Consider the following 25,982-nt stretch of genomic DNA (forward strand, 5'->3'; position numbering starts at 1 on the left):
AATGCGCGGCCGCTAGGACATTTGCCCCGGCGGCCGCCAGTCAGGAGGAGACGCCCGTCTGGGCTCAGGTGCCGGCGTCGCCGAGGCGCACAATGGGGTGTACCCAGGCCTGCTCTGCCGTCATGTCTTCGACTTGGCTGACGAGGCTCATCTTCTTCTGGCTCTCATCAAGCACGCTGCCGAGATCGGCCGCGATATCGACTAGAGCACCCTTAGTGAACCCGGTCAGGGTCACAGTGTCGGGCGTCCAGTGCTTGGACGCCTCCGCGCCAATCTTGGCCGCGACGGCGCCGGCAAAGCCGAGATCAGGGCTCCCGACATAAGCCTGCCGCGGCTCGGTCAGGTCGACGCATTGGGCGACCAGGACGGCGAGGCAGGCCAGTCTGTCGGTATCCTTGAGCCCAAGGAGATGTTCGATCAGATCTTTGCCGTCTGGAGGCGTCACCAATCGATCTACTTCTTCTGTGGTAGCTGCCCAGCTCGTATCCTCTTTGACCACGTCATTCCCGATCCCGGTGCTAAACACCGTTGGTGAGATCTTAAGCGGACTTGCGCCCTGACAGGTGTCACGCAGACGGCCCGAAAGCTGGGCAATGAGAAGCGCGATTGCGACATCGGGACGAGCTGCAAGATCCTTGGCGAAGACCCGCGTGCGGATTTCGCTGAGGCGCTGTTTAAGCGCGCCGGACGGATTGAGGTGACGCTTGCCGATGTCGTCTTGCATACGAACTGCTTCGTCGGCCTTTTTGGCATCAACATCCTCAGCAGCATCCAAATCAGTACCGGATCCGGTGCCGGCGGTTTCAGTCTCCACGTCAGGCAGCTTATAGGTCACCACCGGCATGGACCCAAACGCGATGCGCGCGGTCATGCGGGCGCGAATGTCGCCTGAAATGGCGCTCAGCAGAAACGTATGAAGCGCTTCGAGCGCCGCGATGACAGCGGACCGGCTTTCCAAAGTACCGGTGTCGACATGGTCTCGCCATGCTTCATAAACCGCGCTTTCGAGCGTTTCCCATGTCGTATCGAAATCGACTTCACCTGGCTCATCGCCCAGTTCAACGAGATCTTCGAGATCGACGCAGTCTGCGGGATCGTCGGTCTCCACCACAACTTCAACATCGGCGAGGCCCCTGCCCGCAATGGCTTTGAAAAGCGGCTCAACCGCGTCGGCGAACGCTGTTTTCACGGCTTCGCCGGTTATCCAGAACGTATAGTCATCGAAAAGATCGCCCTCGATCTTCCCGCCAGCCTTGGTGTAGGCGGTCTCGGTTATGAATTGGGGGAGATGCTCATCAGAGCGACGCTTTTCAGCTTTGAGAAGATTGCGAAGCTGCCAGTTTTGAAGTTCGCCCGCCAAAGCCTGCTCGATAAACCCAGCGCGCCGGTCCAAATCCGTAATCTGACACAGGGTCTTCGCCATATCGAAACTGACCTCTCGGTTTTCCAAAGCGGTGAGGAAGTCGGCCGGCAAGGCGCCAAGCGCCTGGTATTGGCGGACGGTTCGGGCTTCGACGCCTAAAACGCCAGCGATTCGGTCCGGGCTCTTGATGGATTTGGAGAGCGCGGAGACGGCTTTGAAGATCTCCACGGGCGTCATGGCCCGCCGTTGGATGTTTGCCACCAGACCCGCCGCCATATGTTTCTGGGTGACATGCATGACGGCGATCGATTGATCACTGGACAGGCGACCATCGTTTTCCAGCCGCTTGAGAGCGAGAAAACGCCGGCGGCCATCAATGACCTCGAAGCCGCCGCCGCGTTTGATCACGATCAGGGGTTGGACCAGCCCGATCGCAGCGATCGATGTGGCGAGCGCTGCAACGTCTTCATCTTCAGCCACGTCTGCACGAGGATTATCTTTGCCAATTGAAAGCTGGCTGAGCGGAAGGGATAGCGCCTTATGCTCGGGCGCTGCGAGGGTTTGAGTATCGGCCATGGGGGCCTCCTTCTGGTTTTAAAGTATCGCCTGGCCGCACCGGCCAAGCCCCCAAAAGGCGGAGCCCTTTCCTGTTAGCGCGATGTCTTTGAGATCGCTTTTCCGACAATCCATGCGGCTATGGCGCATCCGGCAGGCGGTCATCATCGTTCCAATCGGCGCCTGGTCTTGTCGGCGCGCGCAGCTCGCAGCGAACGCCTCGTCCACGATTGAGAGCGGCGCAGGCTTGCGCGGCTTTAAGCCCCGGAGCGTCATGATCATGGGCAATTACGAGCCGGTCTATGCCGGGCGGCGCCTGGAACACAGCGAGATTTCCGGTGTTCAGGAGCGCCCAGGCGGGCATCTGGAACCTTCGCGCTGCTGAGGCCGTGCTCTCCAAGCCCTCTCCGACCAGAAGTTGATTGGTCGGCTTTGCCAGATGGATTGCGAAACCTTTCTGCCGACCGAAGACAAGCCGTCGCTTCGTGAGCGTTCTACCCTCAAAGAAGAACGTCGCTTGAACGCCTTCAAACCCGCCACGTGCATTCGAGATCCGAGCGATAAGACAAGGATGCATGGCAGAGCCCGGTTTCATCGACATGGGCCACCTCGGCAGGAACCCAAGGCTTGGGTTAGAACTGAGACTGTCCAGTCCACGTTGTTTCAAATAGCGCTCTGCAAGCGCACCCCGTGCAGGCCGGCGCGACACCCAGGCCCGCCGGGCATGGTTGGTACTTTCGGGGCGGACGTTTTTGTGGGCTGTTTGCGGATCATGGCGCTTTACGCCAAACGAGCGACGGTCGCTGTTTCCGACGAAATCGCCTTCGCCGGCAATACCGTCTCTTAAAAAGGCGGCCTTTACATCTCGCCAATCGGTATCGGAAAAGCAGTGGATCAAGAGTTTTCCATCTGCATTCAGACGAAGTGAAACGGATCGATCACGTTTAGAATGACCTGGCGCGGGTATCGCGCCGCTCTGACGGTCGCAGGCCAACCGGCCTCCATACCGGGACACTATGATTTGTATGAGGCTCATGGACGGGGCTCCTGTACGCTGCCGGCTCGCCCGGCGGGCGTCGCCCTTTCCTGTTCGATTGCCTGAACGTGCAATCGACCTTTTGATAGCTCTGAAAACCGGACGGGGCGGGCCCGCATTTGCTAGAGCAAGCGTGCCGATAGGCTCACCCCTTAAGAGTTGAAATTCTTAAGGGGGACATGATGTCCGCGCGTACTATGGCTGCGGCTGCTATTCTCGCCGCAAGTCTGTGATAAGGGGATCTCGCCATGAAACTAAAACACATGTTCGCACTCAGCTTTCCAGCTTTACTCCTTTTCGGGGCCGCCGCTTGTACCAACAGCCCTAACCCAGTTGAAGAGAAGGCACCTGCCGCCAGCGAGGTGGTGAGCGACACGCCTCATGTTGCGCGCGCTTTTGGCTCTGTGCTGCAGCGCGATCTCGAGACGCGCATTCTGGAAATTACACATAGCCCGGTACCAGAAGCAGACTGGCCGATCATGCAAATGGAATTCTACGTCTCGAATGAGATTGAGTTAGCGGATTATCGGGCGGGCGACGCCGTTGAATTCATTTTCAATTTCGCGGCCGAGCAAACGCCTGTCATTATCGCCATGCGGCGGACGAGCGCTCAGGAACTAATAGGCGCGTTGTGGCCCGAGGCGTTCCCAGAAGACGACACAGAAACAGAATAAGATCTGGTCTGAGGGCTAAAACGCCCGGTCGCGTATCAGAAACTCCACCCCACTTGGAGTTTATTTATGCTATCTCGACGATCGCTCATCAAAACCACGCTTGGCGCCGGCACCGCTCTTGGAACCGCCGCTCTGCTGCCAGCGTGGGCGCGTTCCGCTGAACAAGGTAATCTTGGCCTTCCGACCCTGACCGGGACGCAATTTGACCTGACAATCGATCAATTTCCCGTCCGGCTAGACGGTCGCGCCGGACTGGCAACTGGGATCAATGGCACCTTGCCCGGTCCACTGGTTCGCTTTCGCGAAGGCGACGATATCACGATCAATGTCACCAACAATCTCGAAGAAGACACATCAATCCACTGGCATGGCTTGCTGGTCCCGTTCTATATGGACGGCGTGCCAGGCGTGGCGTTTCCTGGAATCAAGCCTGGCGAGACCTTTACCTATCGCTGGAACCTGAACCATAGCGGCACCTATTGGTACCACTCCCATTCCGGCCTGCAGGAACAGCTTGGCCATTATGGTCCGCTGATCATTGATCCGAAATCACCCGATCCATTTGCGTATGACCGCGAATACGTTCTGGTCCTCTCTGATTGGAGCTTTGAGAGCCCGCACCGCATCTTCTCCAAACTCAAGAAGATGAGTGATTCCTATAATTACAATCAGCGCACCCTACCGGACTTTTTGGCAGATGCCTCCGATAAGGGGCTCGGCGCAGCGCTAGATCAGCGTATAATGTGGGGGGCTATGCGTATGTCGCCGCGCGATCTCTCCGATGTCACGGGCGCAACCTATACTTATTTGATAAATGGCCATGCGACGGCCGACAATTGGAACGCCATATTCCAACCGGGCGAAAAAATCCGCCTACGCATCATCAATGCATCGGCCATGACGCTTTTCAACTTCCGCATTCCTGGCTTGCCGATGAAGGTCGTGGCGGCGGACGGCCTCAACCTGCAACCCGTCGAGACTGACGAGTTCCAGATCGGGGTTGCCGAAACCTATGATGTGATTGTCGCGCCCGAGACCAGCGATACTTTTGCGATGGTCGCGGAATCGATCGACCGCTCTGGTCAAGCCGTAGCGACCCTCGCGCCGCGCGCTGGAATGCAGGCAAGCGCGCCAGCGCTGCGCCCCGTACCAACTCTGACCATGGCTGACATGGGAATGGCCGGTCATGGCGACATGAATATGAGCGCGTCTGAAGATATGACCGGTATGGATCACAGCGCGATGGGCCATGGCACCAACGCGCAAACGTCCACCATGGATCATGGCGCGCATAGTATGGATGGCGGGCCTGCACCCGAAATCACGCGTGGCCCGGGTGTCGCCAATGTTGCGATGATGCCAATGAGCCGGCTCGATGAGCCCGGCATCGGCCTAGACGATCAGCCACACCGAACCCTGAGCTACAGTCAGCTGCGCAGCAAGGACGCCAATCCGGATCTGCGCCTGCCGGAGCGCGAGATCGAACTTCACCTCACCTCCAACATGGAACGCTACATGTGGTCGTTCGATGGCGTGAAGTTTTCCGAAGTTACCGAACCAATCAAATTCTATGAAGGCGAACGCGTTCGTCTAACCATGATCAATGATACGATGATGCCACATCCGATCCATTTGCACGGCATGTTCTTTGACCTTGTGAATGGCGGCGGTCACCACAAACCCCGTAAACACACTGTCATCGTCAAACCTGGCGAGAAGCTCTCGGTTGATATCACAGCCAATCATGTTGGCGATTGGGCGTTTCACTGCCACCTCCTTTATCACATGCATGCTGGCATGATGCAGGTCGTCTCGGTCATCGGTGCTGATGACGCCCCAATGCACCGGCAGATGGATCATGACGGCATGGATCACGGCGATATGGGAAAGGCCCCGCCGCCCGAACCTCAGATCGGCGACGACATGATGGGGCATGGTCATGGCGAACATGATGGCATGACCCATGGGGAGAAAAGCTGATGCGAAAGCTTTCAAAGACACTCCTCCTCGCCATGGCGGCAACGCTCGCAATCACGCCGGCATTTGCTGAAGAAGACGATGGAACCTCACCGCCCTGGTCACAAGCCGACGAATATTATGGCCGCGAAGCGATGAGCAAAGCCCGCGCTGATGTGCAACACGAAGCCGGTGGCCAAACCAATTGGTTTGTCATGGCTGACCGCTTTGAAACTCAGATTTTTGATGATGAAGAGGCATTGGTGTTTGACGCCCAGGGGTGGTATGGCGGCGATATCAACAAGCTCTGGATCAAGGCTGAAGCTGAATACAGTTTTGAGGATGAAGACCTTGAAGACGCGGAGATCCAAGCCCTCTGGTCGCGCGCAATCGCGCCCTATTTCGATGTGCAGGCAGGTTTGCGATATGATCTAGAACCCAAGGGCCGCGCCCATGCCGTGCTCGGCGTGCAAGGATTGGCACCCTATTGGTTTGAAGTTGACGCTGCTGCCTTTGTAAGCACCGAAGGCGACGTCACGGCGCGGGTCGAGGCCGAATATGAGTTGCTGCTAACCCAACGTCTGATCCTTCAACCCCGCTTAGAAGCGAGCCTCTCCGCTCAGGATATTCCTGACCTGCAGCTCGGTTCAGGTTTGACCAGCGTCGATGCCGGCCTGCGCCTTCGCTACGAAATTGTTCGCGAATTCGCACCATATATTGGCGTCGAATGGCAAAGCGCTATTGGCGATACCGCAGACTTCATTGAGGCGTCTGGAGGCGAAAAAGATCAAACGGCATTGCTCGTCGGTGTGCGAACCTGGTTCTAAACATGATGGAGATCTAAATTGGCCGATATGGGGCATATGATTTTTGGCAATCTTGGCGCGCTGATTTTTTGGGGCGTCCTGGCATTGCTGATCTATGTCGCTGTGCGTGCGACCATCAATCGGGTCGGGTCGGACTCCAAGTCCAACGACCCGGTCGATATCCTCCGGCGACGATATGTGCGCGGCGAAATAGACAAGGAAGAATTTGATCGTCGCATGAAAGACCTGACCTAAAGCCGCTTGCAGACCCCACAATTCTTGAGGGGTCGGGCAAGTGTCCGGCGTATCACCCAGACAATGCCAGTCGCTGAAGACAGCGACGCTCACGCATATGGCTAACTGGGAGGCGCTTTTGGGCGACTTGATTGAACCGAACCTGCATCCGATTCTGGTGCATTTTGCCTATGCGCTTAGCCTCACGGCTTTTGCCTCTTATGTGTTGGCGGCCTTCTCGCCTGTCGAGCGATGGCGAGCGACCCTGCGGCCGGCTGCGGACTGGATGCTGGCCTTTGGTGCGATCGCGATCGTGTTGACCATAGCAGCAGGGTTTCAGGCCTATTACACGGTAGCTCATGATGCGCCGTCGCATGCAGCGATGACCACGCACCGCAACTGGGCTGTACCATCCGGCCTCGCCATCCTGATATTGGCGGCCTGGCGCTGGACGGGAAGAACAAAAGCCCCCTCTGGTATTTTCGTCACAGGCTTGGCTGCGGCCGCGCTCGGCTTAACCGTCACAGCCTGGTGGGGCGGTAAAATCGTCTATGGCTACGGTCTTGGCGTCAAAAGCCTGCCGCAGGTAACCGGAGATGGCCACGACCATGATCATGGCGGCGGCGTCGCCGCGGCAGATCATGATATGGATCCCATGCCAGACTCGGCACCGACCGCGGATGTCCATGACAATGCCGACGGCCATCACGACACCGCCCCAACCAGCCATGACAATAGTGATGGGCACCACGACGAAGACAGCCCGTCCGCGATACCTGCGCCACAAGCCGGTTCGCCGGCGAGCGTCGCTGACGCTTTCGGCGAAGCGCTAAAAGCAGGGGATGAGGCGGCGCTGCGCGCGCTGTTTGCGCCCGGCGCTGTGATCGCAGAAGGCGGCGGCGCAGAGCGTTCATTCGAAGAGTATGCTGGCCACCATATGTCTAATGATATGGCCTATGCGGCGGCGGTTTCATTCGATCTCAAAGACCGAAACATTCTCGAGAATGGCAATATCGCTACGGTGATCTCTCAATCGGAGATTAACGGCGCCTATAGAGGCGAGCCCGTGCACCGCCAAGCTATGGAAACCATGGTTCTCAAACGCGACGCTGGGGTCTGGAAGATTCACCATGTCCATTGGTCATCCGCGCCGATCACCGAAGATCACGAGCACTGATAAATGGCTGGGGGTGGCCAAACACAGCTTGCGGACCCGCTGATGGGTCAAAACCACTTCACCGCGGTGCGGTGGGTGTTGGCGATCGCTGTAGTCCTCGGTCATATCTGGCTCCTCACGACAGGGTTCGAACCGTTCCGCATCCACGAATGGACTGCCAGCTATATGGCCGTGAACGGGTTCTTCGTCCTGTCAGGCCTCTTGATTGCCAAGAGTCTTCATACAAGGCGCGATATGAAGGCTTATGCAGTTTCACGGTTTCTGCGGATCTACCCGGCTCTGGTGATTATACTTGCAGCTTTTGTCCTCGTCTTCGCGCCTGTCTATTCGGCCGAGGGCGGCGGATCACTGTTTCAGCCGGAGACCTGGCAATACACCTACAAAGTCTTGGCGCTTGGCGATCCCGACAGCGCGCCCGCACAGATATTCTCTCAGAATTTGGAAACCGACTTTAACGGGCCGCTCTGGACCATTCGGTTCGAGCTAGCAGCGTACATCCTAGCGGGCATCGCGTTCATGTTTGGCGCCGTCAACGGCCCATGGCGTGTTCTTAGCGTCTTCTTGCTTGTGCAATCGGTCTATCTTGGCGCGCCTGTGTTCATCGATACGAGTGCGCTCCCGCCGAGCGTGATGTCCTTGCTCCGCCTCTCATCGGCCTTTCTGCTCGGAATGACGCTTTGGCAGTGGCCTATTTTGCGCAGGCCGCCCCTGTTGGCGGTCGCAGGTCTGATTGCAGCGTTCGCGCTCCTTGGCGGCGGCCCCCTCGGCGAATTGTTTGCGACCCTTGCCCTCACAAGCCTTATGCTTCGAGCTGGATTGCCAAAACGTGCGTCCGTCCGCATCGCCAAAATTCCGGACTATTCGTACGGGATTTATATCTGGCACTATCCGCTTTTACAGGTATTTCTGGTTGGCCAACCAGATCTTAGCCCCGCTGCCCTGGCTATAATGACTGCGCCGCTCATTCTGCTCGTGGCGGCCACTTCGTGGCATGTCATCGAAAAGCCAGTGCTTGCTCTGAAGCTGCGCGCCCGACCGATAAACCAAAAAACCGTATCGCCGGAGGTGGCCGCATGACATCCGCGCCGCATTCACTGATTGAAACATTGCTTCGGGCTCAAAGCCAATTTGAGAAGCTTATAAACGGCGCATCTGAAAACACACCCGCAACTAAGTTTGCAGAAATGGCATTCATGACGGCCGAGGTGTGCATTCTTCTTTCTGAGGCATTTGCGAAGTCGATCGAACACCGCCGAGAAAATCTCCTCAGGGCAATACGAGCGATGGCAGGTATTTTCAGAGGCCTTGAAAGAGCCTCGCTGGAAACGACGAGCAAAAGCCCGAACACGCTCGGGACCGTATGCGGTCAATGCGAAACAGCGATCTACGCTTTTCTTAAAGCAACCGAGCCTGACACTCAGGGGAGATTGAAATGAGCGCGGCGCCCTGGTCTGGTGCGTTGGCCATCGGGGTCGGCTGGGCCGCGCTCGACGCTCGCCTTGGCAAAAACAAGGCACATGCTCACTTGGCACATCAGGTCATACTCGGGCTGGATGGCGCAGTCGTGGTGACGACAAACTCAGAGATAATAGCCCCGAAAGGCAAGGCTATTCACATCCCTGCTGGGCAGACCCATTCCATCGGTCCTGAGGGACGCCTGACGCGCTCGATCTATATCGATCCACGCTTTTCCGGAATTCGAAACGATCAGCAATGCAATCAGCCTGCCTGCCTTTCGGATGATCTATCAGCCGCTCTAGAGCACATCAGCGACATTAATCAGGCGCGCGATTGGGCGAAAAGGTTCGCGGGCCGGTTGCCTGGTTCGGCCATAGATTCACGCCTGCAAAAAGCCCTTGGCAACGTTCGCGCACTCGCCAATCCCGCCGCTCTGGCGCGTGAGCTCGCGCTGTCTCCAACTCGGCTGCGAGAGATCGTCAAGGCGGACTTCGGTGTTCCGCCCAGCAAGCTATTGCAATGGTTGCAATTGCTCGGCGCCGCCAAGGCAATGGAGGCGTCCTCCAGTCTCGCTGATGCCGCGGCGGCGGGCGGTTTTGCAGACCAGGCGCATTTCACACGCCGACTGCAACAATGGTTCGGGGTGACCCCAAAAATTGGCCTGTCGGGTTTGGAGGTGTCCGTCGATGATCTCAGCTGATCCCTCACCCAACGCGGATTGGTCGGCGCGCTTGTCTTGCTCAAGACAAGCGATGCGGGCCCTAAGTATATATACGGAGTTACCAATACCCCCTATGGGTATTAACTCATTTTCGAAGCAACGCATCGCTGTCGCACGAATTATGTGGCGGCAACAACCAAAGAGAAGGAAAACACCATGCGCCTCATCCCCACTGGGCACGCCCTATCCATTTTTCTCGCCATCACGTTTACGCTCTGTATCGCATGGGGGTTGGTCGCACCGCCTAGTCTCCACATGCACGGTGCGTGGGAACAGCTCCTACCCGGATTTGAATTCATTTCGGTTTCAAGCTTCTTCCTCGGCCTCATCGAGTCCTACGTTTACGGCTGGTATATCGCGCTTGTCTTCGTGCCGCTCTACCGGCTGTTCAATCGCCAGAAAGCCTAATGCAAGAACTCCATTAAGGATCAGCCGCCCAACCCGGGCGTTGACCTTTAAGAGTGACACTGAAGCCAAACCCCGGAGGGGCGGATATGACCAATACCGATCATAAACATCACGACCATGGACATCATGATCACCACCACGGGGATGATCATGATTGTTGCCATGGTGGCGGAGACGCCGATGCCGGCGCGGACGGCAAATATGATCTCGTCCCGCAGGGCTACTCAGGCACGGTCTATACATGTCCGATGCATCCAAACGTTCGCGACGTCCGAAACTCCGGGTGCCCGATATGCGGCATGGCACTGGAGCCCGAAGGTGTTGTTGTAGGCGAAGAAGACACCTCAGAACTCGACGATATGACCCGTAGATTCTGGATCAGCGCCATCTTCACCATCCCACTTGCCATTTACGCCATGGGTGACCTGATCCCCGGCAAACCCCTCGAAGGGCTCTTGCCCGCCGGTTGGTCCCAATGGGCTCAATTCGCGCTGGCCGTTCCTGTCGTCCTTTGGGGCGGATGGCCCTTCTTTGTGCGCGGCGTTCGATCGGTACGCACGATGAACCTCAACATGTTCACCCTCATCTCGCTTGGCGTCGGCGTGGCTTTTGTCTTCTCGCTTGTTGCAACCGCTTTGCCAGGCATTTTTCCGCACGCCTTTCGCAATGAGGCCGGCGAAGTCGCTGTATATTATGAAGCCGCTGCGGTGATCACGACGCTCGTATTGCTCGGCCAGGTCCTGGAGCTACGAGCCCGAAGCGCGACATCGGGCGCCATCCGCGCGCTCCTTGAACTCACGCCGCCAACCGCAAACCGGATCATGGCTGACGGCCAGGAAGAAGAGGTTTCCGTCGACGATGTCCAGAGCGGTGACCGGCTACGGGTCCGGCCAGGCGAAAAAGTACCTGTCGACGGCGAGGTTGTTGAAGGGCGTTCGAATGTCGACGAATCCATGATCACTGGAGAACCTATTCCAGTCGAGAAAGCAGCAGGGGATCCAATTACCGGCGGTACAGTTAACGGCACCGGATCACTCGTTATGGCCGCGACGCGCGTCGGCGAAGATACAATGCTATCGCAAATCGTACGCATGGTCGCCGAAGCCCAGCGCTCACGCGCGCCCATCCAGAAGCTCGCCGACACAGTGGCCGGCCTGTTTGTCCCGGCCGTCGTCGTGATCGCGATTATCACATTCATCGTCTGGGCGATTTTTGGGCCGCACCCGGCCATGGCTTTTGCGATCGTCAACGCCGTGGCTGTGTTAATTATTGCGTGTCCCTGCGCACTTGGTCTTGCAACGCCGATGTCAATTATGGTCGCCACAGGAAAGGGCGCACAGAGCGGCATTCTTATCAAAAATGCTGAAGCGCTCGAGACGTTTGAGAAAGTCGACACGATCGTCGTCGATAAGACTGGCACTTTGACAGAGGGCCACCCCAAACTTGTGACAGTCGAGCCTGCGAGTGGTCTCGCAGAAGCAGACTTCCTAGCTTACGCTGCCGCGATTGAACGCGGAAGCGAGCACCCTCTTGCGCAAGCCATTGTCAACGGGGCCGAAGAGCGCGGCGCAGCGCGCCTGGAGTCGACTGATTTTGAATCGGTCACCGGAGAAGGCGCGCAGGGCCGGGTCGATGGAAAGCTTTTCGCCATCGGCAACGCCAAGATGATGCGCCGGGTCGGTGCTTTTGACGAAACACTGAAAGCCCATGCTGAAAGCTATCGCCGCGACGGCCAGACGGTGATGTTCGCCGCTTTGGACGGCAAACCGGCGGGCCTGATTGGTGTCGCCGATCCAATCAAAGAAACGACCCCTGAAGCCATAGCCGCCTTGCACAAGGCTGGCATGAAAGTCGTCATGCTGACAGGCGACAGCCTGGCAACAGCACAAGCGGTTGCACGCCAAATCGGCATTGATGAGGTAGAGGCCGATGTGTCACCAGAAGACAAAAACCGGATCGTGCGCGAACTCCAATCGAAAGGTGCGGTCGTCGCCATGTGCGGCGACGGCATCAATGACGCGCCTGCCCTTGCTCAAGCGGATATCGGAATAGCCATGGGAACCGGTACAGATGTGGCCATGGAGAGCGCCAGTGTCACCCTGGTCAAAGGCGATCTTCGCGGTGTCGCCCGCGCGCAGCGGCTGAGCCGCGCGACGATGGGCAATATTCGCGAGAACCTGTTCTTTGCCTTTATCTATAATTCGCTCGGCGTGCCGGTTGCTGCCGGCGTCCTCTATCCGTTCTTTGGACTGCTTCTCAGTCCAATTATCGCCGCCGCCGCAATGAGCCTCAGCTCATTCTCGGTCATCGCGAATGCGCTGCGACTACGCTCCGTCAAACTATAATTTCGAAGGAAACTCTTATGTCAAAATGGATTCTTGGCGCCTTGGCCACCGCCCTTTTCGCGCTTGCCGCTGGGTTTTTCGTCTCGGGCGGTTTAGCGAGCCCTGCAAATGCGCAAACCATTACCGTCTATAAAACACCCTGGTGTGGATGCTGTACGGCCTGGATAAATCACCTTCAGCGCGATGGTCTTGAAGTACGTGTTATCGAACGCGAAGACCTTGCACCTGTGCGGGCCTCGCTGAACGTGCCCGATGAACTTGCCTCCTGCCACACCGCGTCGGTTGATGGCTACGCGATTGAGGGCCATGTCCCGGCCTCGGAAATTCGTAAGCTTCTGGAAACCCGGCCAGATGCGGCGGGGCTTTCGGTGCCTGGCATGCCAATGGGCGCTCCCGGAATGGAAACGACAAGCCCGCCTGACGCCTATGATGTCATTCTGTTCAGTGCAGAACAGCAAAGCGTATTCGCGAGCTATGTCGGCCGATTCCCGGCTGAACAGGCGGTTGGGCAATGAAATCCGAAACCTATAAAAAAGGCTCGCTAAGTCTCGCAGGAACCGTCGCGATGGGCACCGGTGTCATGATTGGCGCCGGGATCTTCGCCCTGACCGGGCAAGTCGCGCAATTCTCAGGACCGGCGTTTCCGCTCGCCTTTTTACTGGCAGCTATGGTCAGCGGGTTCAGCGCCTACACCTACATCAAAATGTCGAACAAATATCCGTCGGCCGGCGGCATCGCGATGATCCTTCAAAAAGCCTATGGGCCAACGACAATTGCCGCCGCCAGCGCGCTGCTCATGACGATGTCGATGATCATCAATGAGAGCCTCGTCGCTCGCACATTCGGCGCCTACACATTGCAACTCTTTGATGTTTCGAAAGACAGTATTCTGGTACCCGTTCTGGCCGTCGGATTGATCGTTTTTGCGTTTATAATCAACATATCCGGAAACAAAATCATTGGCGGCGTATCCAAAGTTGCTGCGGTCCTGAAAGTTGGCGGCATTCTGATCTTTGCTGGCGCTGCGCTCTGGGCGTCCGGCCTTTCTTTTGAAGCAGCCTCCTCGGCCACAACAAATGAGACTGGACCTGCGGGATTCCTCGCCGGCGTCGCCCTCGCCATTCTTGCTTTTAAAGGGTTCACCACGATCACTAATAGCGGCGATGAAGTCAAAGACCCCAATAAGAATGTCGGCCGCGCGATCATTTGGTCGCTGGCGATCTGCCTTGTTGTCTACATGGCTGTCGCTCTAGCGGTCGGGTCCTCACTGACACTTGAAGAAATTGTCGCAGCCAAGGATTTCTCGCTCGCAGAAGCCTCGCGCCCGGCTTTTGGTGATTTTGGCGTGGCGTTTACCGTGATCATTGCAATCATCGCCACCGCGTCGGGACTGCTCGCCAGTGTCTTCGCGGTTTCGCGCATGCTCGCCATGCTGACGAATATGAACCTGATCCCGCACAAGCATTTTGGCATGCCCGGCGGCATCCAGAAACACACGCTTGTCTATACTGTTGTTTTGGCTGCCTTCCTGGCCGCTTTCTTCGATCTTGGGCGGATCGCTTCACTCGGCGCAATTTATTATCTCGTAATGGATATTATTATCCATTATGGCGTGCTGCGCTATTTACGCGAAGATGTCGGCGCCCGCGCCTCTATTCTAGTCGCCGCCATATTATTCGATCTGATTGCCCTTGGCGCCTTCCTGTTCATCAAAGCGACCGCAGACCCAATGATTGTCGTCATCGCGATTGGGTCAATGGCTGCAATCTTCGCTTTCGAAGCGCTCTATCTCGGCCGGATCCGCGACAAGGAGGCGCCCGATCATGCGCATTCTCACTCGTGATGTAACTGGTCCGCCGGGGGTAAACCTAATCGAGTTCTGCGAGCGAACGGTGAGCAGGACTTGGATCCTTATTGGTTTAAATGCGATGGCGCATCCTATCGCGGGGCGTATGACAATGCTTTCGCGGCCCCGGCACACCGCGAGGTTCTTGCCATGATCCTGGCGATTGTCATCTCCGCAGTCACCTTCGTGTTATCCGGCGCGCTTCATTATGCGATTGTCTCAGGCGCATTCCGCCACCTCGGAGCTGCGAGCTATCATCGTGGCCGCAAACTGGTCACTGCGCTTTGCGTCTCGGGGATTGCGCATCTCGCGGCGGCCAGTCTTTACGCCCTCGCTTACGGCCTGGGCCGCGCTCTAGAGATAGGAGATCTAAGCGGTGATACGCCGACGACAGCCATGGACGTCTTTTACTTTTCGCTCGTCAGTTACACCTCACTCGGTCTTGGCGACATTGTTCCAACCGGTCATTTGCGCTTCGTCGCCGGTGTCGAGGCGCTGAATGGTTTTCTGCTCATCAGTTGCTCGGCGGCGATGCTGTTTCTGTTCATGACGGAGCAGAGCGAGAAGAGCAGCTCATGAGAGTCTCCTCTCGCGCATCAATACAGTTACACCTGAAATGTTTGGCGCGCGCCTGCGCCTATCAGGGAAGGAACTCGGCCACGCGTATTATTGAGGAATGGGGGCACAAATGACCAATCTGGTAAAACGCTATGGTCTGATCGGCATCGCCATCGTCTTCCTCGCTGCCGCGATTGTCGGCTGGACACAGCTACGCAACCCCCATGAAGAACTCGGCCATATCGAAGTGTTCGGAAATGTCGATGTGCGCCAGGTCAATCTGGGTTTCAAAGTTCCCGGGCGCCTCGCCGAAATGATGGTCGATGAGGGCGACGAGGTCGCTGCGGGTGCAGTTGTCGCAAAACTCGAGCCGATTGACTATGAAAATGAGGTGAAACTCGCGCAAGCGCGGGTTGCGCGGTCTCAAGCTGCGCTCAACGTTTTGCTCGCCGGCTCCCGACCCCAGGAAATCGCGCAAGCTGAAGCGCAGCTCGCCGAAGCAGAAGCGGCTCTGACCGTCGCTGAAACCACCCTGTCGCGGCAGGAGTTTCTTGCCGAGCGAGATATCGCCTCACACCAGGCCCATGAGGAAGCCGAAGCGCGGCATGGCGCGGCCATTGCGCAGCGTGACGCCGCCGCAAAAGGCTTGGAGCTGGCGCGCATCGGACCGCGCTCTGAGGATATCGATCAGGCGCGTTCAATGCTAGCCGCCGAGCAAGCCGCTCTCGCCCTGGCTGAGCAACGCGTCGCCGATACGATGCTGACCGCCCCAAATGAAGGCATCATTCTGACACGTGTTCGCGAGCCGGGCGCAATCATCGGCGCAGGGGAAACCATTTATACCTTAACCTTGACGTCGCCGGTCTGGGTGCGCGCCTATATTGAAGAGCCAGATCTTGATTTGATCCAGGCCGGTATGGACGCCGAGGTGCGCACCGACTCCGGACGCGTCTACACAGGGCAAATCGGGTTCATTTCGCCGGTCGCCGAGTTCACGCCAAAGACGGTCGAAACCCGGTCATTGCGAACCAGCCTTGTCTACCGCGTGCGCATCATCGTTCAAGATCCAGAACACCGCCTGAAACAAGGCATGCCGGTTACAGTCATGCTCAGCCCCGACCGGGATGTTTGAGCGTGCCGGGCCCGCTGATCCAGATAGATCAACTCAGCAAGCGCTTTGATAAGGGTGCCCTTGCGGCGCTCGATTCTGTTACGGCCCATGTCAATGCAGGGGAAGTCACTGGTCTGGTTGGTCCCGATGGGGCTGGAAAAACCACATTGCTGCGTCTGATCGCAGGCTTACTGGTTCCCTCAACCGGTAAGATCACTGTCAACGGTCTGGATCCCGTCACGGATAACGGAGCGGTTCACCGGATTGTGTCCTATATGCCCCAGCGGTTTGGGCTCTACGAAGATCTGAGCGTCCAGGAAAACCTGACGCTGTATGCTGATCTGCGGTCAGTTCTCGGGTCAGACCGCGAAGAGGCCTTTGAGCGGCTTTTGGGATTTACAGGCCTCGCACCGTTTACAAACCGGCTGGCTGGAGCGCTTTCCGGCGGCATGAAGCAAAAGCTTGGCCTTGCCTGCGCCCTCATCAAGAAACCCGACTTGCTGTTGCTTGACGAACCAAGCGTTGGCGTCGATCCGATCTCCCGGCGAGAGCTTTGGCGCATGGTCTATGAACTGGTCGATCAGGGGATTGGCGTCGTCTGGAGCACGGCCTATTTGGATGAAGCTGAACAATGCGCCCGCGTTCTGCTCCTGAATGAAGGCGCCTTGCTTTATGCAGGCTCGCCGCAAGACCTCACAGACGGGGTCGCCGGTCGCACCTACCAGATCCGGCATATCGACACCGATCGCCGCGAAGTCCTAAGCGAAGCAACAAAGCTGGCAACCGTGATTGACGGCGTTATCCAGGGAAGCCGCGTGCGTCTGGTCATGGCCGAAGGGGCCGATCCGCCAAGTCTCACGCCGCTGAATGCTGGCGTAGCAGCTGAAATCTCGCAAACCCCGCCGCGGTTTGAAGATGCCTTCATGGATCTGATCGGCGGTGGATTTCGCGCGACGTCACCTTTTGCCAATCGAGAGGATAGCGCCGCACATACTATGAATCAGGTGGTAGAGGCGCGCGCGCTAACGCGGCGGTTCGGGGATTTCACAGCTGCTGATAATATCAGCTTCGAAGTGGGGCGCGGTGAAATCTTTGGCCTGATTGGACCCAATGGCGCTGGCAAGTCGACCACGTTCAAAATGCTGTGCGGTTTGCTCCAGCCGAGCGAGGGCTCGGCCCGTGTGGTTGGCCTTGATTTGCAAAACGCCCCAAGCAAGGCGCGCGGCCGGATCGGCTATATGGCTCAAAAATTCTCGCTCTATGGCGATCTTAGCGTTCAGCAGAACCTCGATTTTTTCGCTGGTGTTTATGGCCTGACAGGCAAATCCCGCAAAGACGCCATCTCTCAAATGATTGAGACGTTCGGTTTTGCTGACAGGCTGGATGTCAACGCCATGGGGCTGCCGCTTGGCTATAAGCAACGCTTGGCGCTCGCCTGCGCGGTTATGCACGAACCGGATGTCCTTTTCCTTGATGAGCCGACATCCGGTGTTGATCCACGCACCCGGCGAGAGTTCTGGACCCATATCAATGCGATGGTCGCCAATGGCGTCACGATCATGGTGACAACGCACTTCCTGGATGAGGCGGAATATTGCGATCGGATGGCGCTTATTTATCGCAGCAAGATGATCGCCAGTGGCTCACCTGATGAGTTGAAAGACCGCGCCCGCGCAAGCGGCATGATGGACCCAACGCTTGAGGACGCGTTCATTGCGCTGGTTGAGCAGAGTGATCGAGAGCGCGAGGCGGCATGAAGGACCGCGAACCCCTTGCGCTGCGGTGGCGACGTCTGACCGGTCTGATCGTAAAGGAGTCGCGCCAGGTTCTTCGCGACCCGAGTTCCGTCTTGATCGCGGGCGTGATGCCGCTCTTGCTTCTCTTCCTGTTCGGCTATGGCGTAACCTTTGATCCACGCCAACTTGATGTCGCATTGGTGGTTGAGCAGCAGTCATCGGAGAGTGCGAGCTTCCAAGCCTCGCTTGAAAACTCAACCCTGTTCGAGGTCGAAACGGGCCCGGATCGTCGCCTGTTCGAGCGCGCGCTGACACTTGGCGAATTGGATGGGTTAATCGTGCTGCAAGCTGATTTCGCGGAGAAGGCGTTTCGGGCCGAAGGCGCGCCTATTCAGGTTATCGTGGACGGCGGTGATCCGAACACGGCATATCTGGTCAGTGGTTATGTCGAGCTCCTATGGGCCAACTGGCTGGAACAGGAATGGATCAGCCGTGGACGACCGGCCCTGGCGCCAAGTGTGCAGCTCGAACCACAAGTCTGGTTCAATCCGGAGATTTCGAGCCGAAACTATCTCGTGCCAGGATCGATTGCGATCATTCTGACAACGATTGGCGCGCTCCTCACCGCCCTGGTCGTCGCACGCGAATGGGAGCGTGGCACGATGGAGGCATTGCTCGCGACGCCGGTTGGTATCTTGGAGCTGCTGATTGGCAAACTGGTGCCCTACTTCCTGCTCGGGCTGGGCTCCATGGCGCTCGCGGTCATCACAGCCGTGCTTTTGTTTGGCGTGCCGTTTCGGGGTTCGCTCGCCGTGCTCATTCTGTCCTCATCGCTCTTCATGCTGTGCTCGCTCGGTCAGGGCCTTCTGATCTCTACCTTGACCCGCAACCAACTGGTCGCCGCGCAAACCTCAGTTTTAACCGCCTTCCTACCGGCTTTCTATTTTTCGAACTTCGTATTCGAAATTGACAGTATGCCGCTCGCATTGCGCCTGATCAGCTATGGCGTCCCCGCCCGATACTATGTCTCGACCTTGCAAACTGAATTTCTCGCAGGCGACGTCTGGAGTGTTATCGTTCCGGATCTGATTGGGCTCGGCGTGTTTGCGCTCATCATCTTCGCTCTCACGGCGCTGACCACGCGCACGCGTCTGGAATAGCGTCATGTTTCAACGCATCTGGTCTCTCATTGTCAAGGAGCTTCTCGCCAGCGCCCGCGACCCGCAAACCCGCTGGGTCGTGCTGTTTTCGCCGCCTTTCCTTCTGGTGATTTACGCCTTCGCCATCACCCAGGAAATCTCCAGCGTCACGCTCGGCGTGTACACCCAGGATCGCGGCGTCGAGGCGCGAGAACTGATCAGCAGATTCGAGGGATCACCGACTTTTGAAGAAATTCTCTATCTGCGTCGCGACGCCGATATCGCCGCGGCAATTGATTCTCGTTCGGTCGATTTGGTCTTGAGGATCGGTCCGGACTTTTCCCGGCAATTGGAGCGCGGTGAACCAGCGAACGTACAGCTCATTCTGGATGGCCGCGCCTCCAACGCCGCCCAAATCCTTGCAGGTTATTCAGGGCGGATCGTCCAGGATTTCAACGAAGATCAAGCGACCGCGCTCGGTGTACCGACCCTCACCAAGGTCGTGACCCGTGTTTGGTACAATCCAAATCTCGATCCGCTTTGGTCAGCCGTACCAGCGCTGTTTGCCGTCCTGACCGCGATTGTCGGGTTCATGGTCTCGGCCCTGTCCATCGCACGCGAGCGCGAACTTGGCACATTCGAGCAACTGCTTGTGTCGCCGCTCAGGCCAACAGAGATTCTGATCGGCAAGGCGGTGCCGGCTCTGATGATCGCTTTGGCAAGCGCGACAGCAATGCTGATCCTTGGCTGGCTGGTTCTGGATGTTCCCCTGCGCGGGTCTCTGCTTCTGCTTTATGCCAGTATGATCATCTATCTCGCCGCGATCATCGGGATTGGTCTGTTTATCTCTTCGCTCGCAGCGACACAGCAACAGGCGATCATCGGTCTTTTCATCTACATGATGCCAGCTGTCCTGCTCTCAGGGTATGCAACCCCGGTCGCCAATATGCCCGATTGGCTCCAAGCTTTGAACGAGTCCAATCCGATCATGCATTTCATCGTGATCAGCAAGGCCGTCTATATGAAGGACGCGCCAGCTGAACTCTTCTTCCACCATACCTGGCCCATGGCGGTTATCGCTGTCGTGACCCTTACCGCAGGCGCCTGGCTGTTTCGCAGGCGCGTGTCCTGAACCACAAATAAACAATCCGGAGGGGCAGCAATATGTGTCTGTCAGCAGAAGTCAGTTTCATCGCCGCCGCAGGGCTTATCCCGGCAGGCGCGCTTAGCATGCGCCAGGCCTGGCGGGGCGACCGGCGCTATTTGCCACTGGCAACCCTGCCACTCCTGTTCGGACTGCAACAGCTTGCTGAAGGCGTTGTCTGGGTGGCCGGCGCCGGCCAGAATACTGAGCTCATTGCCACCGCTTCACTCATTTATATGTTCTTTTCCTGGCTCGCATGGCCTGTCTGGATCCCGGTCTCGACTTTCGCCTTGGAGCCGGCGAAGCGAAAGCCCTACTTCCTCATATTCGTCATTGTCGGCGCGATGCTCGGCGCCTTGCAATATGTGCCTTACTTCGCGCATGCGGATTGGCTCAACACGCGCTTCCTCTCGCACGTGATCATCTATGAAGGTACTGAGCTGCTGGACTTTGTTGGCCGCCGAGAAGTCACTTATGCAATCTATATATCGGTCGTGATCTTGCCGCTGTTGCTATCATCCGTGCGCGGTGTACGCATCTTTGGCCTGCTGGCGCTCGGTGTGCTCATCACCACCTATACATTCTTTGCATATGCCTATGTGTCAGTTTTTTGTTTCGGCGGTGCTTTGATGTCGTCCTATCTCGTCTGGATGATGTTCAAGGGCAATGGCGCGCCGCGACGCCGCTTAGAAGGTTCATTCGAGGCCGTATGAGGTCTTAGAGATAACCGCTGGTCCCTCCAATATCGGCCGGGGATTTTGAAGCGTTCACTCGCGAAACGGAAACGCATCACAAATCGTTTTCCGAGGGGGCGCGCGAGATGTCGCGTAATACAAATCAGAAGCTAAAGAACTGGTTTTTGGAGCGCTCCAGAACTTGCGACCGCGTCCACAAGGCCGACGCCGTATATCAGTTTGCTCCTTGTCTGAGAGGACCAATACTCATGCCGACAAGACGACAAACACTTTGGGGACTCGGTGGTGCAGCGGTTGCAACCGTCGGCGGCCTATCCCTGCTATCCAACTTGAGAAGCCATGCGGGGCCCTCAGCATCAGCGGTCCAATCCTCCTTCAAACTGCCTGAAATACTTAAAGGAACGCGGAAGGGGGCTGAAACAGTTTATGATCTCCAGCTTCAGACGGGCACCTCGAATTTCTTGGAAGGTTTGAAAACCGAGACAATCGGAATCAATCAACCGTATCTTGGCCCATTGCTTGAGATGCAGTCGGGTGAAAGGGTCAAACTAAATGTCCACAACACGCTCGATGAAACGGCGACACTTCATTGGCATGGCTTTCACCTGCCAGCGAGGTTCGACGGCAATCCGCATCAGGCAATTGCCCCAGGCGAAACTTGGTCAGCTCAGTTCGTCGTTCGCCAGAGAGGTGGACTCTACTGGTACCATTCGCACGCGCATAAACGCTCAGGCCCGCAAGTCTATCGCGGGCTGGCCGGACCGATCTATGTTCGCGACGAAGAAAGCGACGCACTGGATTTGCCAAGCGAGTATGGCGTAACCGACCTGCCCTTGATTGTTCAAGATCGCGCCTTCCAGCGTGATGGTCAGCTTATTTATGGCACCTCGATGCATACTTTGATGATGGGTATGCTCGGAGATACGCTTCTCGTGAATGGCGCGATCGACCCTGTGTTTGAATATACAACCGACCTGCTTCGGCTGCGCCTCCTGAACGGATCGAACGCCCGCATCTACAGATTTTCATTCAATGATGGTCGCAGCATGCGCCAAATTGCCAGCGATGGCGGTCTGCTAGCGGCACCGGTGCCTCTGACAGATATTATCCTCTCTCCTGGTGAGCGTGCAGAGATTCTCGTTGACCTTAGCAACGGCCAGCCCGCTCAGCTTGTCGCCCACCCAGTCCAGAATTCGATGATGGGCGGGCGCATGATGAGAAGCCGGATGGGCAATCGCCAAATGCGAGGGTCGGGTCCAGAGTTTCCGGTTCTATCGCTGCTGCCAGCGCCTACGCGGCGATCAGCCGAGCCGGTGCCGGGGAAACTGCTACAATTGCCTAGACCCAATCCCGCCGCCGCCGTTCGAACGCGCAGATTTGTCATGAACATGCCGATGGGGATGATGGGAGGAGGTTTTACGATCAATGGCAAGACAATGGATATGACCCGGATTGATGAACGGGTAAAACTGGACACCAGCGAAATCTGGCACATCGAGAATACCTCGATGATGGCACACCCATTCCACATCCATGATGTACAATTCAGGATACTTGACCGAAACGGTCGTCCGCCGTCGGCGGCCGAAAGCGGGTTGAAGGATACCGTTCTTGTCTCACTTGGCGAAACGGTTCGGCTTCTGCTCGCATTTTCCGACTATAGCGACCCAAACACGCCTTACATGTATCACTGCCATATTCTCGAACATGAGGATGCTGGTATGATGGGTCAATTCACCGTGGAAGCCTGACGATGCTTTGGGCCTCACCAATTAATGCTCTTCAATCACAGTGTATAACGCGCTCAGCAAGATCAAAATCGTTTGGATATCTAATCCCGCGAGCAAGGCGATGCTTATCAATAGGGTGAATTTCGGTATGGATAGGGTCTGCATGACATGAAGGCTCCGTTGATCGGGCCGCCCTTCATGGGCAGCCCATGTCACAACGTCGCGTGATATGTTGTGCCAGATATGCGGATGAATTGCGGAAGAGATGCGGAGCACATGCGCATATGAAGAAACAAAGCTTTGGCGCCGCACTGGGCGCGCTGATTAAGCAAAAACGAACGATCCTTGGTCTGACGCAATTGCAATTGTCTGAAGACGCTTACCAATCGCCGAGCAAGGTCCGTCGCATCAGCGAGCTCGAGAGCGGCACGGTCGCGAACCCACATCCCAAGACTATCGATCCATTGATTGTGGCTCTCAAAATCAGTGATGAGGAACTCACCCAGTGCATGCGCGCAAGTGACTTTCAACCGGATGCCGACCTTGAAGACGCCTACCGAAATGCAAGCAACTTGATCGACGCCCTGCTCTATCAGTTCGAACATGACAATCCAGATGCGAGTTTCGGCGAGGTCGACTCATTTCTAAAAGCCAAGGCGAGAGACTGGCGCGAACTGCGAGACCGCATCCAAACGCTCGAAGGTGCAGAAATCGAACTAACAAGGCTGAAAGACAATGCCACAGCCGCCCTGGAGCAAGGCGACTTCGGAGCAGCTGATGGATATCTCGAACAGGCCGAGGCACTGCGCCAGACTGAGCATACGCTGAGCGAGATCCGCAAGCTCGCAGCCATTCGCATCGCGCGCGGTGATGTCAAACTCCTCAGTGGTGATCGCCTGGGCGCATATGATGCCTATGTGGGCGCAGCAGATTTCTTTTGTGCCTTCGATGTGGATGAATCGGTCATGACTCTGGATGTCGTGGCCAACCGGATCTATGAGGCGGGCCGCCGATCCCTCGACAGCCATTTCCAAGTCGCCTCTGACCTGCTCGACAAGGCGACAGAAGCCAGGCTTGACCAAGGAAACGAACAATCTGCAGCGCAATTCAAATACAAAGCGGCACTTATCACCCGAAACCAAGCGCTCAAGGAAAGCCGGGATAAAGCCAGCGACCTCATCGACCGCGCGATCCGTTTGAACCGCGAGGCCAAAGCCGTTCTTGTTCACGGCGAAGATGCCTTTTTTGCCACGACAACACAGATCAACCTTGGCAACTGCCTGATGGATAAGGGCAAACAGCTCGGCGGTGAGGCGGGGATCATCTATTTTGACGAGGCCATTGCGTTATTTGAAAAAGTGTTGGCGCAAAAAGGGCTTGAACAGGATTTCCCTGAACTCGCATGTCACGCCAGCAACAATCTCGGAACGGCGCATCTCGCAAAATCCGAAAACAACGATCTCGAGGCGCTCAACGCCGCACTCGAATCGTTTAGGCGTGCGACAGCACTTAGCGCACAGGCCAATCAGCCCGACATTTGGGCTGCGGCTCACGTCAATACCGGCAACGTCTTGGCGAGCTTGTCTGATCTCAACGAGAACGCTGATGAGAAGGCGTTCATGCGCATACAAGCAATCGCCGCCTATTGCGCCGCAATCGAAGTCTATCCGCTGTCTTTCTTTCCTTATCAGTACGGCCACACCCAATATGGATTGGCGACGATATTACAGGCTCACGCCATGGCGCTGCAGAACGAATTGACGGAGCTGTATCTATTGCGCGCCATCGGCTCCTATGAGGAAGCGTTGAAAGTCTTCTCCGAAGGCAGTGATCCACTGATGTGGGCGAGGATCCAGACCTATCTGGGGACCATCTATGCCGCCCATTCAGAGCTCGATGGCACAACCAGCGTTCGCCATGATTGCGAAACCGCCATCGCCCATTTTCAAAAGGCAGCGCGGGTCTTTGAAACTGAGGGCTATACCGAACAGTTGGCAACATGCTCCCGAGCCGCCAAAACGATGCAGCAAAAGCTGGATTCTCTGCCGTCGTCGGATGTGTAGTGGATCGAACGAGTCGCTCAGAGGCGTAGCGAAAAACTTTTGAGATGGGTCACGCGCCCAATCAGTTCTGTGACAAGAGCAATTGTTGTATTAAGGGCCGACATTGGAGAATAGAGCCGGCATCGGAACGCTATTGAAGATGATTTACAGGGGTCTGATTGCGTTTCGCGTAGTAGCTTAATGCCGAGATATATCTCAAACAGGCGCTTTGAGCGCCGGGGTGAGTTGGGCAGATGAAAAACATATTGTGGAGATATCAATGATGCGGAGTTCACTAATCTATTGCGCGCTCGTGATTTTCGGAGGGGCCGCATATGCAGATGAACCCATGACCCGCGACGCAGTTGTCGAAGCGGCGAAAGATGGGATCGAATTTGTTGGGAACACGTACGTTCAGGAGCGAAAGACCGAAAATCCTGACCTGATATTGATCGATGTGCGAACCGAAGACGAATACGAACTTGGGCATATTCCGGATGCGATCTGGATTCCGCGCGGCCGGGTCGAATTTGAAGTCGCCGAAAAAGTACGCGACGCGGAAACCGAAATCATTGTTTACTGCAAGACCGGAAGTCGAGCAGCGCTCGTCAAAAAAGCGCTCGATGCGCAAGGATACCAAAGCGTTGTCGCTCATGAAGGGTTTGAGACCTGGGCGCAGGCCGGCCAGCCCCTGGAGAATGATCTGGGCGTACTGCAGCTCATTGAAGGCAAAACCGAGGAATGATCGTGTGTCGCTGCGACCTTCTGGCAAAAGCAGAAATCGCTGTAAATGCCCGTCACCCTAGCTGACGCGATCAATCACGCCATTAGGGAACAAGCGTAAAATGACAGCTTTCTTCACAGTGTTTGTAACCGTTTTCTTGGCTGAGCTGGGAGACAAGACCCAGCTGGCGACGTTGCTATTTGCATCGGACGGCGATCGGAACAAATGGTTTGTGTTCTTTGCCGCCACTGCCGCATTGACCGCTTCTACGGCGATCGCCGTCATGTTAGGAGCCGCCGCAGAGCGCTGGCTAAGCATGCTGCCATTGAAGATGATTGCAGGCTTGGGATTTGTCGCGATCGGCGCCTGGATGATCCTCGGTCACTTTCAGCGCGCATGAAACCGCGATTGCTGACCGAGCAAAGATCACCACGGATTTTAGCGCGAGCATATGGTTTCGTACTCGATCCGGAAAATGTGAGACTTCCCATTTCGCACTCACTTCAAATGCTTATGCGCACCCT

The 25,982-nt window shown here is 56.7% G+C and carries 24 protein-coding genes; 22 read left to right on the forward strand and 2 right to left on the reverse strand.

The features are described 5' to 3' along the window. Positions 1-64: 64 nt before the first annotated feature. A complete protein-coding gene (locus B3527_RS06910; RefSeq protein WP_035552452.1) occupies positions 65-1,939 on the reverse strand; it encodes a ParB/RepB/Spo0J family partition protein in 1,875 nt (624 codons plus the stop codon). 118 nt (positions 1,940-2,057) lie between these two features. After that, positions 2,058-2,954: a toprim domain-containing protein gene (locus B3527_RS06915; protein ID WP_035552455.1), complete on the reverse strand. Its 897-nt coding sequence runs from the start codon at positions 2,952-2,954 to the stop codon at positions 2,058-2,060. A 263-nt stretch (positions 2,955-3,217) separates the two neighbouring features. On the opposite strand from B3527_RS06915, the gene B3527_RS06920 reads away from it, so the two are divergent. From B3527_RS06920 to B3527_RS07025, 22 genes are all read left to right on the forward strand, one after another. Continuing rightward, positions 3,218-3,628, forward strand: a complete 411-nt coding sequence (locus B3527_RS06920; protein ID WP_035552458.1) for a copper-binding protein — start codon at positions 3,218-3,220, stop codon at positions 3,626-3,628. 66 nt (positions 3,629-3,694) lie between these two features. Then, positions 3,695-5,608 carry a copper resistance system multicopper oxidase gene (locus B3527_RS06925; protein WP_290479188.1) on the forward strand — a complete coding sequence of 638 codons (1,914 nt, stop codon included), beginning with the start codon at positions 3,695-3,697 and terminating at the stop codon, positions 5,606-5,608. Then, positions 5,608-6,411: a copper resistance protein B gene (locus B3527_RS06930; RefSeq protein ID WP_290479189.1), complete on the forward strand. Its 804-nt coding sequence runs from the start codon at positions 5,608-5,610 to the stop codon at positions 6,409-6,411. The genes B3527_RS06925 and B3527_RS06930 overlap by 1 nt, the downstream gene beginning before the upstream one ends. A 27-nt stretch (positions 6,412-6,438) precedes the next feature. Beyond that, on the forward strand, positions 6,439-6,645 hold the full coding sequence (locus tag B3527_RS06935) for an SHOCT domain-containing protein (protein ID WP_290479234.1): 207 nt from the start codon (positions 6,439-6,441) through the stop codon (positions 6,643-6,645). A gap of 118 nt (positions 6,646-6,763) precedes the next feature. Continuing rightward, complete coding sequence (locus B3527_RS06940) at positions 6,764-7,801, forward strand: DUF2231 domain-containing protein (protein WP_290481968.1); 1,038 nt, start codon at positions 6,764-6,766, stop codon at positions 7,799-7,801. Positions 7,802-7,843: 42 nt separating this feature from the next. Then, positions 7,844-8,878, forward strand: a complete 1,035-nt coding sequence (locus B3527_RS06945) for an acyltransferase family protein (RefSeq protein WP_290479191.1) — start codon at positions 7,844-7,846, stop codon at positions 8,876-8,878. Further along, positions 8,875-9,237: a hypothetical protein gene (locus B3527_RS06950; RefSeq protein WP_290479192.1), complete on the forward strand. Its 363-nt coding sequence runs from the start codon at positions 8,875-8,877 to the stop codon at positions 9,235-9,237. Before B3527_RS06945 ends, B3527_RS06950 begins: the two co-directional genes overlap by 4 nt. Further along, positions 9,234-9,959, forward strand: a complete 726-nt coding sequence (locus B3527_RS06955; protein WP_290479193.1) for a helix-turn-helix domain-containing protein — start codon at positions 9,234-9,236, stop codon at positions 9,957-9,959. The genes B3527_RS06950 and B3527_RS06955 overlap by 4 nt, the downstream gene beginning before the upstream one ends. A gap of 177 nt (positions 9,960-10,136) precedes the next feature. Then, entirely contained in the window at positions 10,137-10,388 is a 252-nt protein-coding gene (locus tag B3527_RS06960; RefSeq protein ID WP_035552474.1) for a DUF5676 family membrane protein, read from the forward strand. Between the two features lie 86 nt (positions 10,389-10,474). Beyond that, complete coding sequence (locus B3527_RS06965; RefSeq protein WP_290479194.1) at positions 10,475-12,733, forward strand: copper-transporting P-type ATPase; 2,259 nt, start codon at positions 10,475-10,477, stop codon at positions 12,731-12,733. Between the two features lie 17 nt (positions 12,734-12,750). Beyond that, complete coding sequence (locus B3527_RS06970) at positions 12,751-13,248, forward strand: DUF411 domain-containing protein (protein ID WP_290479195.1); 498 nt, start codon at positions 12,751-12,753, stop codon at positions 13,246-13,248. Further along, complete coding sequence (locus B3527_RS06975) at positions 13,245-14,576, forward strand: APC family permease (RefSeq protein ID WP_290479196.1); 1,332 nt, start codon at positions 13,245-13,247, stop codon at positions 14,574-14,576. The genes B3527_RS06970 and B3527_RS06975 overlap by 4 nt, the downstream gene beginning before the upstream one ends. A gap of 153 nt (positions 14,577-14,729) precedes the next feature. After that, the gene (locus B3527_RS06980) at positions 14,730-15,158 is read left to right on the forward strand and encodes a potassium channel family protein (protein ID WP_290480665.1); all 429 of its coding nucleotides are present in this window, start codon (positions 14,730-14,732) and stop codon (positions 15,156-15,158) included. A gap of 109 nt (positions 15,159-15,267) precedes the next feature. After that, entirely contained in the window at positions 15,268-16,269 is a 1,002-nt protein-coding gene (locus tag B3527_RS06985) for an efflux RND transporter periplasmic adaptor subunit (protein WP_290479198.1), read from the forward strand. A gap of 2 nt (positions 16,270-16,271) precedes the next feature. Then, on the forward strand, positions 16,272-18,005 hold the full coding sequence (locus tag B3527_RS06990) for an ATP-binding cassette domain-containing protein (RefSeq protein ID WP_290479199.1): 1,734 nt from the start codon (positions 16,272-16,274) through the stop codon (positions 18,003-18,005). Then, a complete protein-coding gene (locus B3527_RS06995; RefSeq protein WP_290479200.1) occupies positions 18,002-19,144 on the forward strand; it encodes an ABC transporter permease in 1,143 nt (380 codons plus the stop codon). The genes B3527_RS06990 and B3527_RS06995 overlap by 4 nt, the downstream gene beginning before the upstream one ends. 4 nt (positions 19,145-19,148) lie before the next feature. Next, entirely contained in the window at positions 19,149-20,255 is a 1,107-nt protein-coding gene (locus tag B3527_RS07000) for an ABC transporter permease (RefSeq protein ID WP_290479201.1), read from the forward strand. A gap of 32 nt (positions 20,256-20,287) precedes the next feature. Next, positions 20,288-20,980: a DUF6629 family protein gene (locus B3527_RS07005; RefSeq protein WP_290479202.1), complete on the forward strand. Its 693-nt coding sequence runs from the start codon at positions 20,288-20,290 to the stop codon at positions 20,978-20,980. A gap of 230 nt (positions 20,981-21,210) precedes the next feature. After that, complete coding sequence (locus B3527_RS07010) at positions 21,211-22,713, forward strand: multicopper oxidase family protein (protein ID WP_290479203.1); 1,503 nt, start codon at positions 21,211-21,213, stop codon at positions 22,711-22,713. Positions 22,714-22,901: 188 nt separating this feature from the next. Next, positions 22,902-24,755: a helix-turn-helix domain-containing protein gene (locus B3527_RS07015; protein ID WP_290479204.1), complete on the forward strand. Its 1,854-nt coding sequence runs from the start codon at positions 22,902-22,904 to the stop codon at positions 24,753-24,755. 259 nt (positions 24,756-25,014) lie between these two features. Beyond that, positions 25,015-25,479, forward strand: coding sequence for a rhodanese-like domain-containing protein (locus B3527_RS07020; RefSeq protein WP_290479205.1), 465 nt, complete (start codon positions 25,015-25,017; stop codon positions 25,477-25,479). A gap of 100 nt (positions 25,480-25,579) precedes the next feature. Then, complete coding sequence (locus B3527_RS07025) at positions 25,580-25,858, forward strand: TMEM165/GDT1 family protein (protein WP_035550595.1); 279 nt, start codon at positions 25,580-25,582, stop codon at positions 25,856-25,858. Positions 25,859-25,982: the final 124 nt, after the last annotated feature.

This window comes from Hyphomonas sp. UBA4505 (assembly GCF_002388685.1).
In the GTDB taxonomy this organism is placed as follows: domain Bacteria; phylum Pseudomonadota; class Alphaproteobacteria; order Caulobacterales; family Hyphomonadaceae; genus Hyphomonas.

Coding starts and splice junctions, on each gene's coding strand:
- B3527_RS06910 (WP_035552452.1), bottom strand. CDS start 1,939: ATGGCCGATACTCAAACCCTCGCAGCGCCCGAGCATAAGGCGCTATCC.
- B3527_RS06915 (WP_035552455.1), bottom strand. CDS start 2,954: ATGAGCCTCATACAAATCATAGTGTCCCGGTATGGAGGCCGGTTGGCC.
- B3527_RS06920 (WP_035552458.1), top strand. CDS start 3,218: ATGTTCGCACTCAGCTTTCCAGCTTTACTCCTTTTCGGGGCCGCCGCT.
- B3527_RS06925 (WP_290479188.1), top strand. CDS start 3,695: ATGCTATCTCGACGATCGCTCATCAAAACCACGCTTGGCGCCGGCACC.
- B3527_RS06930 (WP_290479189.1), top strand. CDS start 5,608: ATGCGAAAGCTTTCAAAGACACTCCTCCTCGCCATGGCGGCAACGCTC.
- B3527_RS06935 (WP_290479234.1), top strand. CDS start 6,439: ATGGGGCATATGATTTTTGGCAATCTTGGCGCGCTGATTTTTTGGGGC.
- B3527_RS06945 (WP_290479191.1), top strand. CDS start 7,844: ATGGGTCAAAACCACTTCACCGCGGTGCGGTGGGTGTTGGCGATCGCT.
- B3527_RS06950 (WP_290479192.1), top strand. CDS start 8,875: ATGACATCCGCGCCGCATTCACTGATTGAAACATTGCTTCGGGCTCAA.
- B3527_RS06955 (WP_290479193.1), top strand. CDS start 9,234: ATGAGCGCGGCGCCCTGGTCTGGTGCGTTGGCCATCGGGGTCGGCTGG.
- B3527_RS06960 (WP_035552474.1), top strand. CDS start 10,137: ATGCGCCTCATCCCCACTGGGCACGCCCTATCCATTTTTCTCGCCATC.
- B3527_RS06965 (WP_290479194.1), top strand. CDS start 10,475: ATGACCAATACCGATCATAAACATCACGACCATGGACATCATGATCAC.
- B3527_RS06970 (WP_290479195.1), top strand. CDS start 12,751: ATGTCAAAATGGATTCTTGGCGCCTTGGCCACCGCCCTTTTCGCGCTT.
- B3527_RS06975 (WP_290479196.1), top strand. CDS start 13,245: ATGAAATCCGAAACCTATAAAAAAGGCTCGCTAAGTCTCGCAGGAACC.
- B3527_RS06980 (WP_290480665.1), top strand. CDS start 14,730: ATGATCCTGGCGATTGTCATCTCCGCAGTCACCTTCGTGTTATCCGGC.
- B3527_RS06985 (WP_290479198.1), top strand. CDS start 15,268: ATGACCAATCTGGTAAAACGCTATGGTCTGATCGGCATCGCCATCGTC.
- B3527_RS06995 (WP_290479200.1), top strand. CDS start 18,002: ATGAAGGACCGCGAACCCCTTGCGCTGCGGTGGCGACGTCTGACCGGT.
- B3527_RS07000 (WP_290479201.1), top strand. CDS start 19,149: ATGTTTCAACGCATCTGGTCTCTCATTGTCAAGGAGCTTCTCGCCAGC.
- B3527_RS07005 (WP_290479202.1), top strand. CDS start 20,288: ATGTGTCTGTCAGCAGAAGTCAGTTTCATCGCCGCCGCAGGGCTTATC.
- B3527_RS07010 (WP_290479203.1), top strand. CDS start 21,211: ATGCCGACAAGACGACAAACACTTTGGGGACTCGGTGGTGCAGCGGTT.
- B3527_RS07015 (WP_290479204.1), top strand. CDS start 22,902: ATGTCACAACGTCGCGTGATATGTTGTGCCAGATATGCGGATGAATTG.
- B3527_RS07020 (WP_290479205.1), top strand. CDS start 25,015: ATGATGCGGAGTTCACTAATCTATTGCGCGCTCGTGATTTTCGGAGGG.
- B3527_RS07025 (WP_035550595.1), top strand. CDS start 25,580: ATGACAGCTTTCTTCACAGTGTTTGTAACCGTTTTCTTGGCTGAGCTG.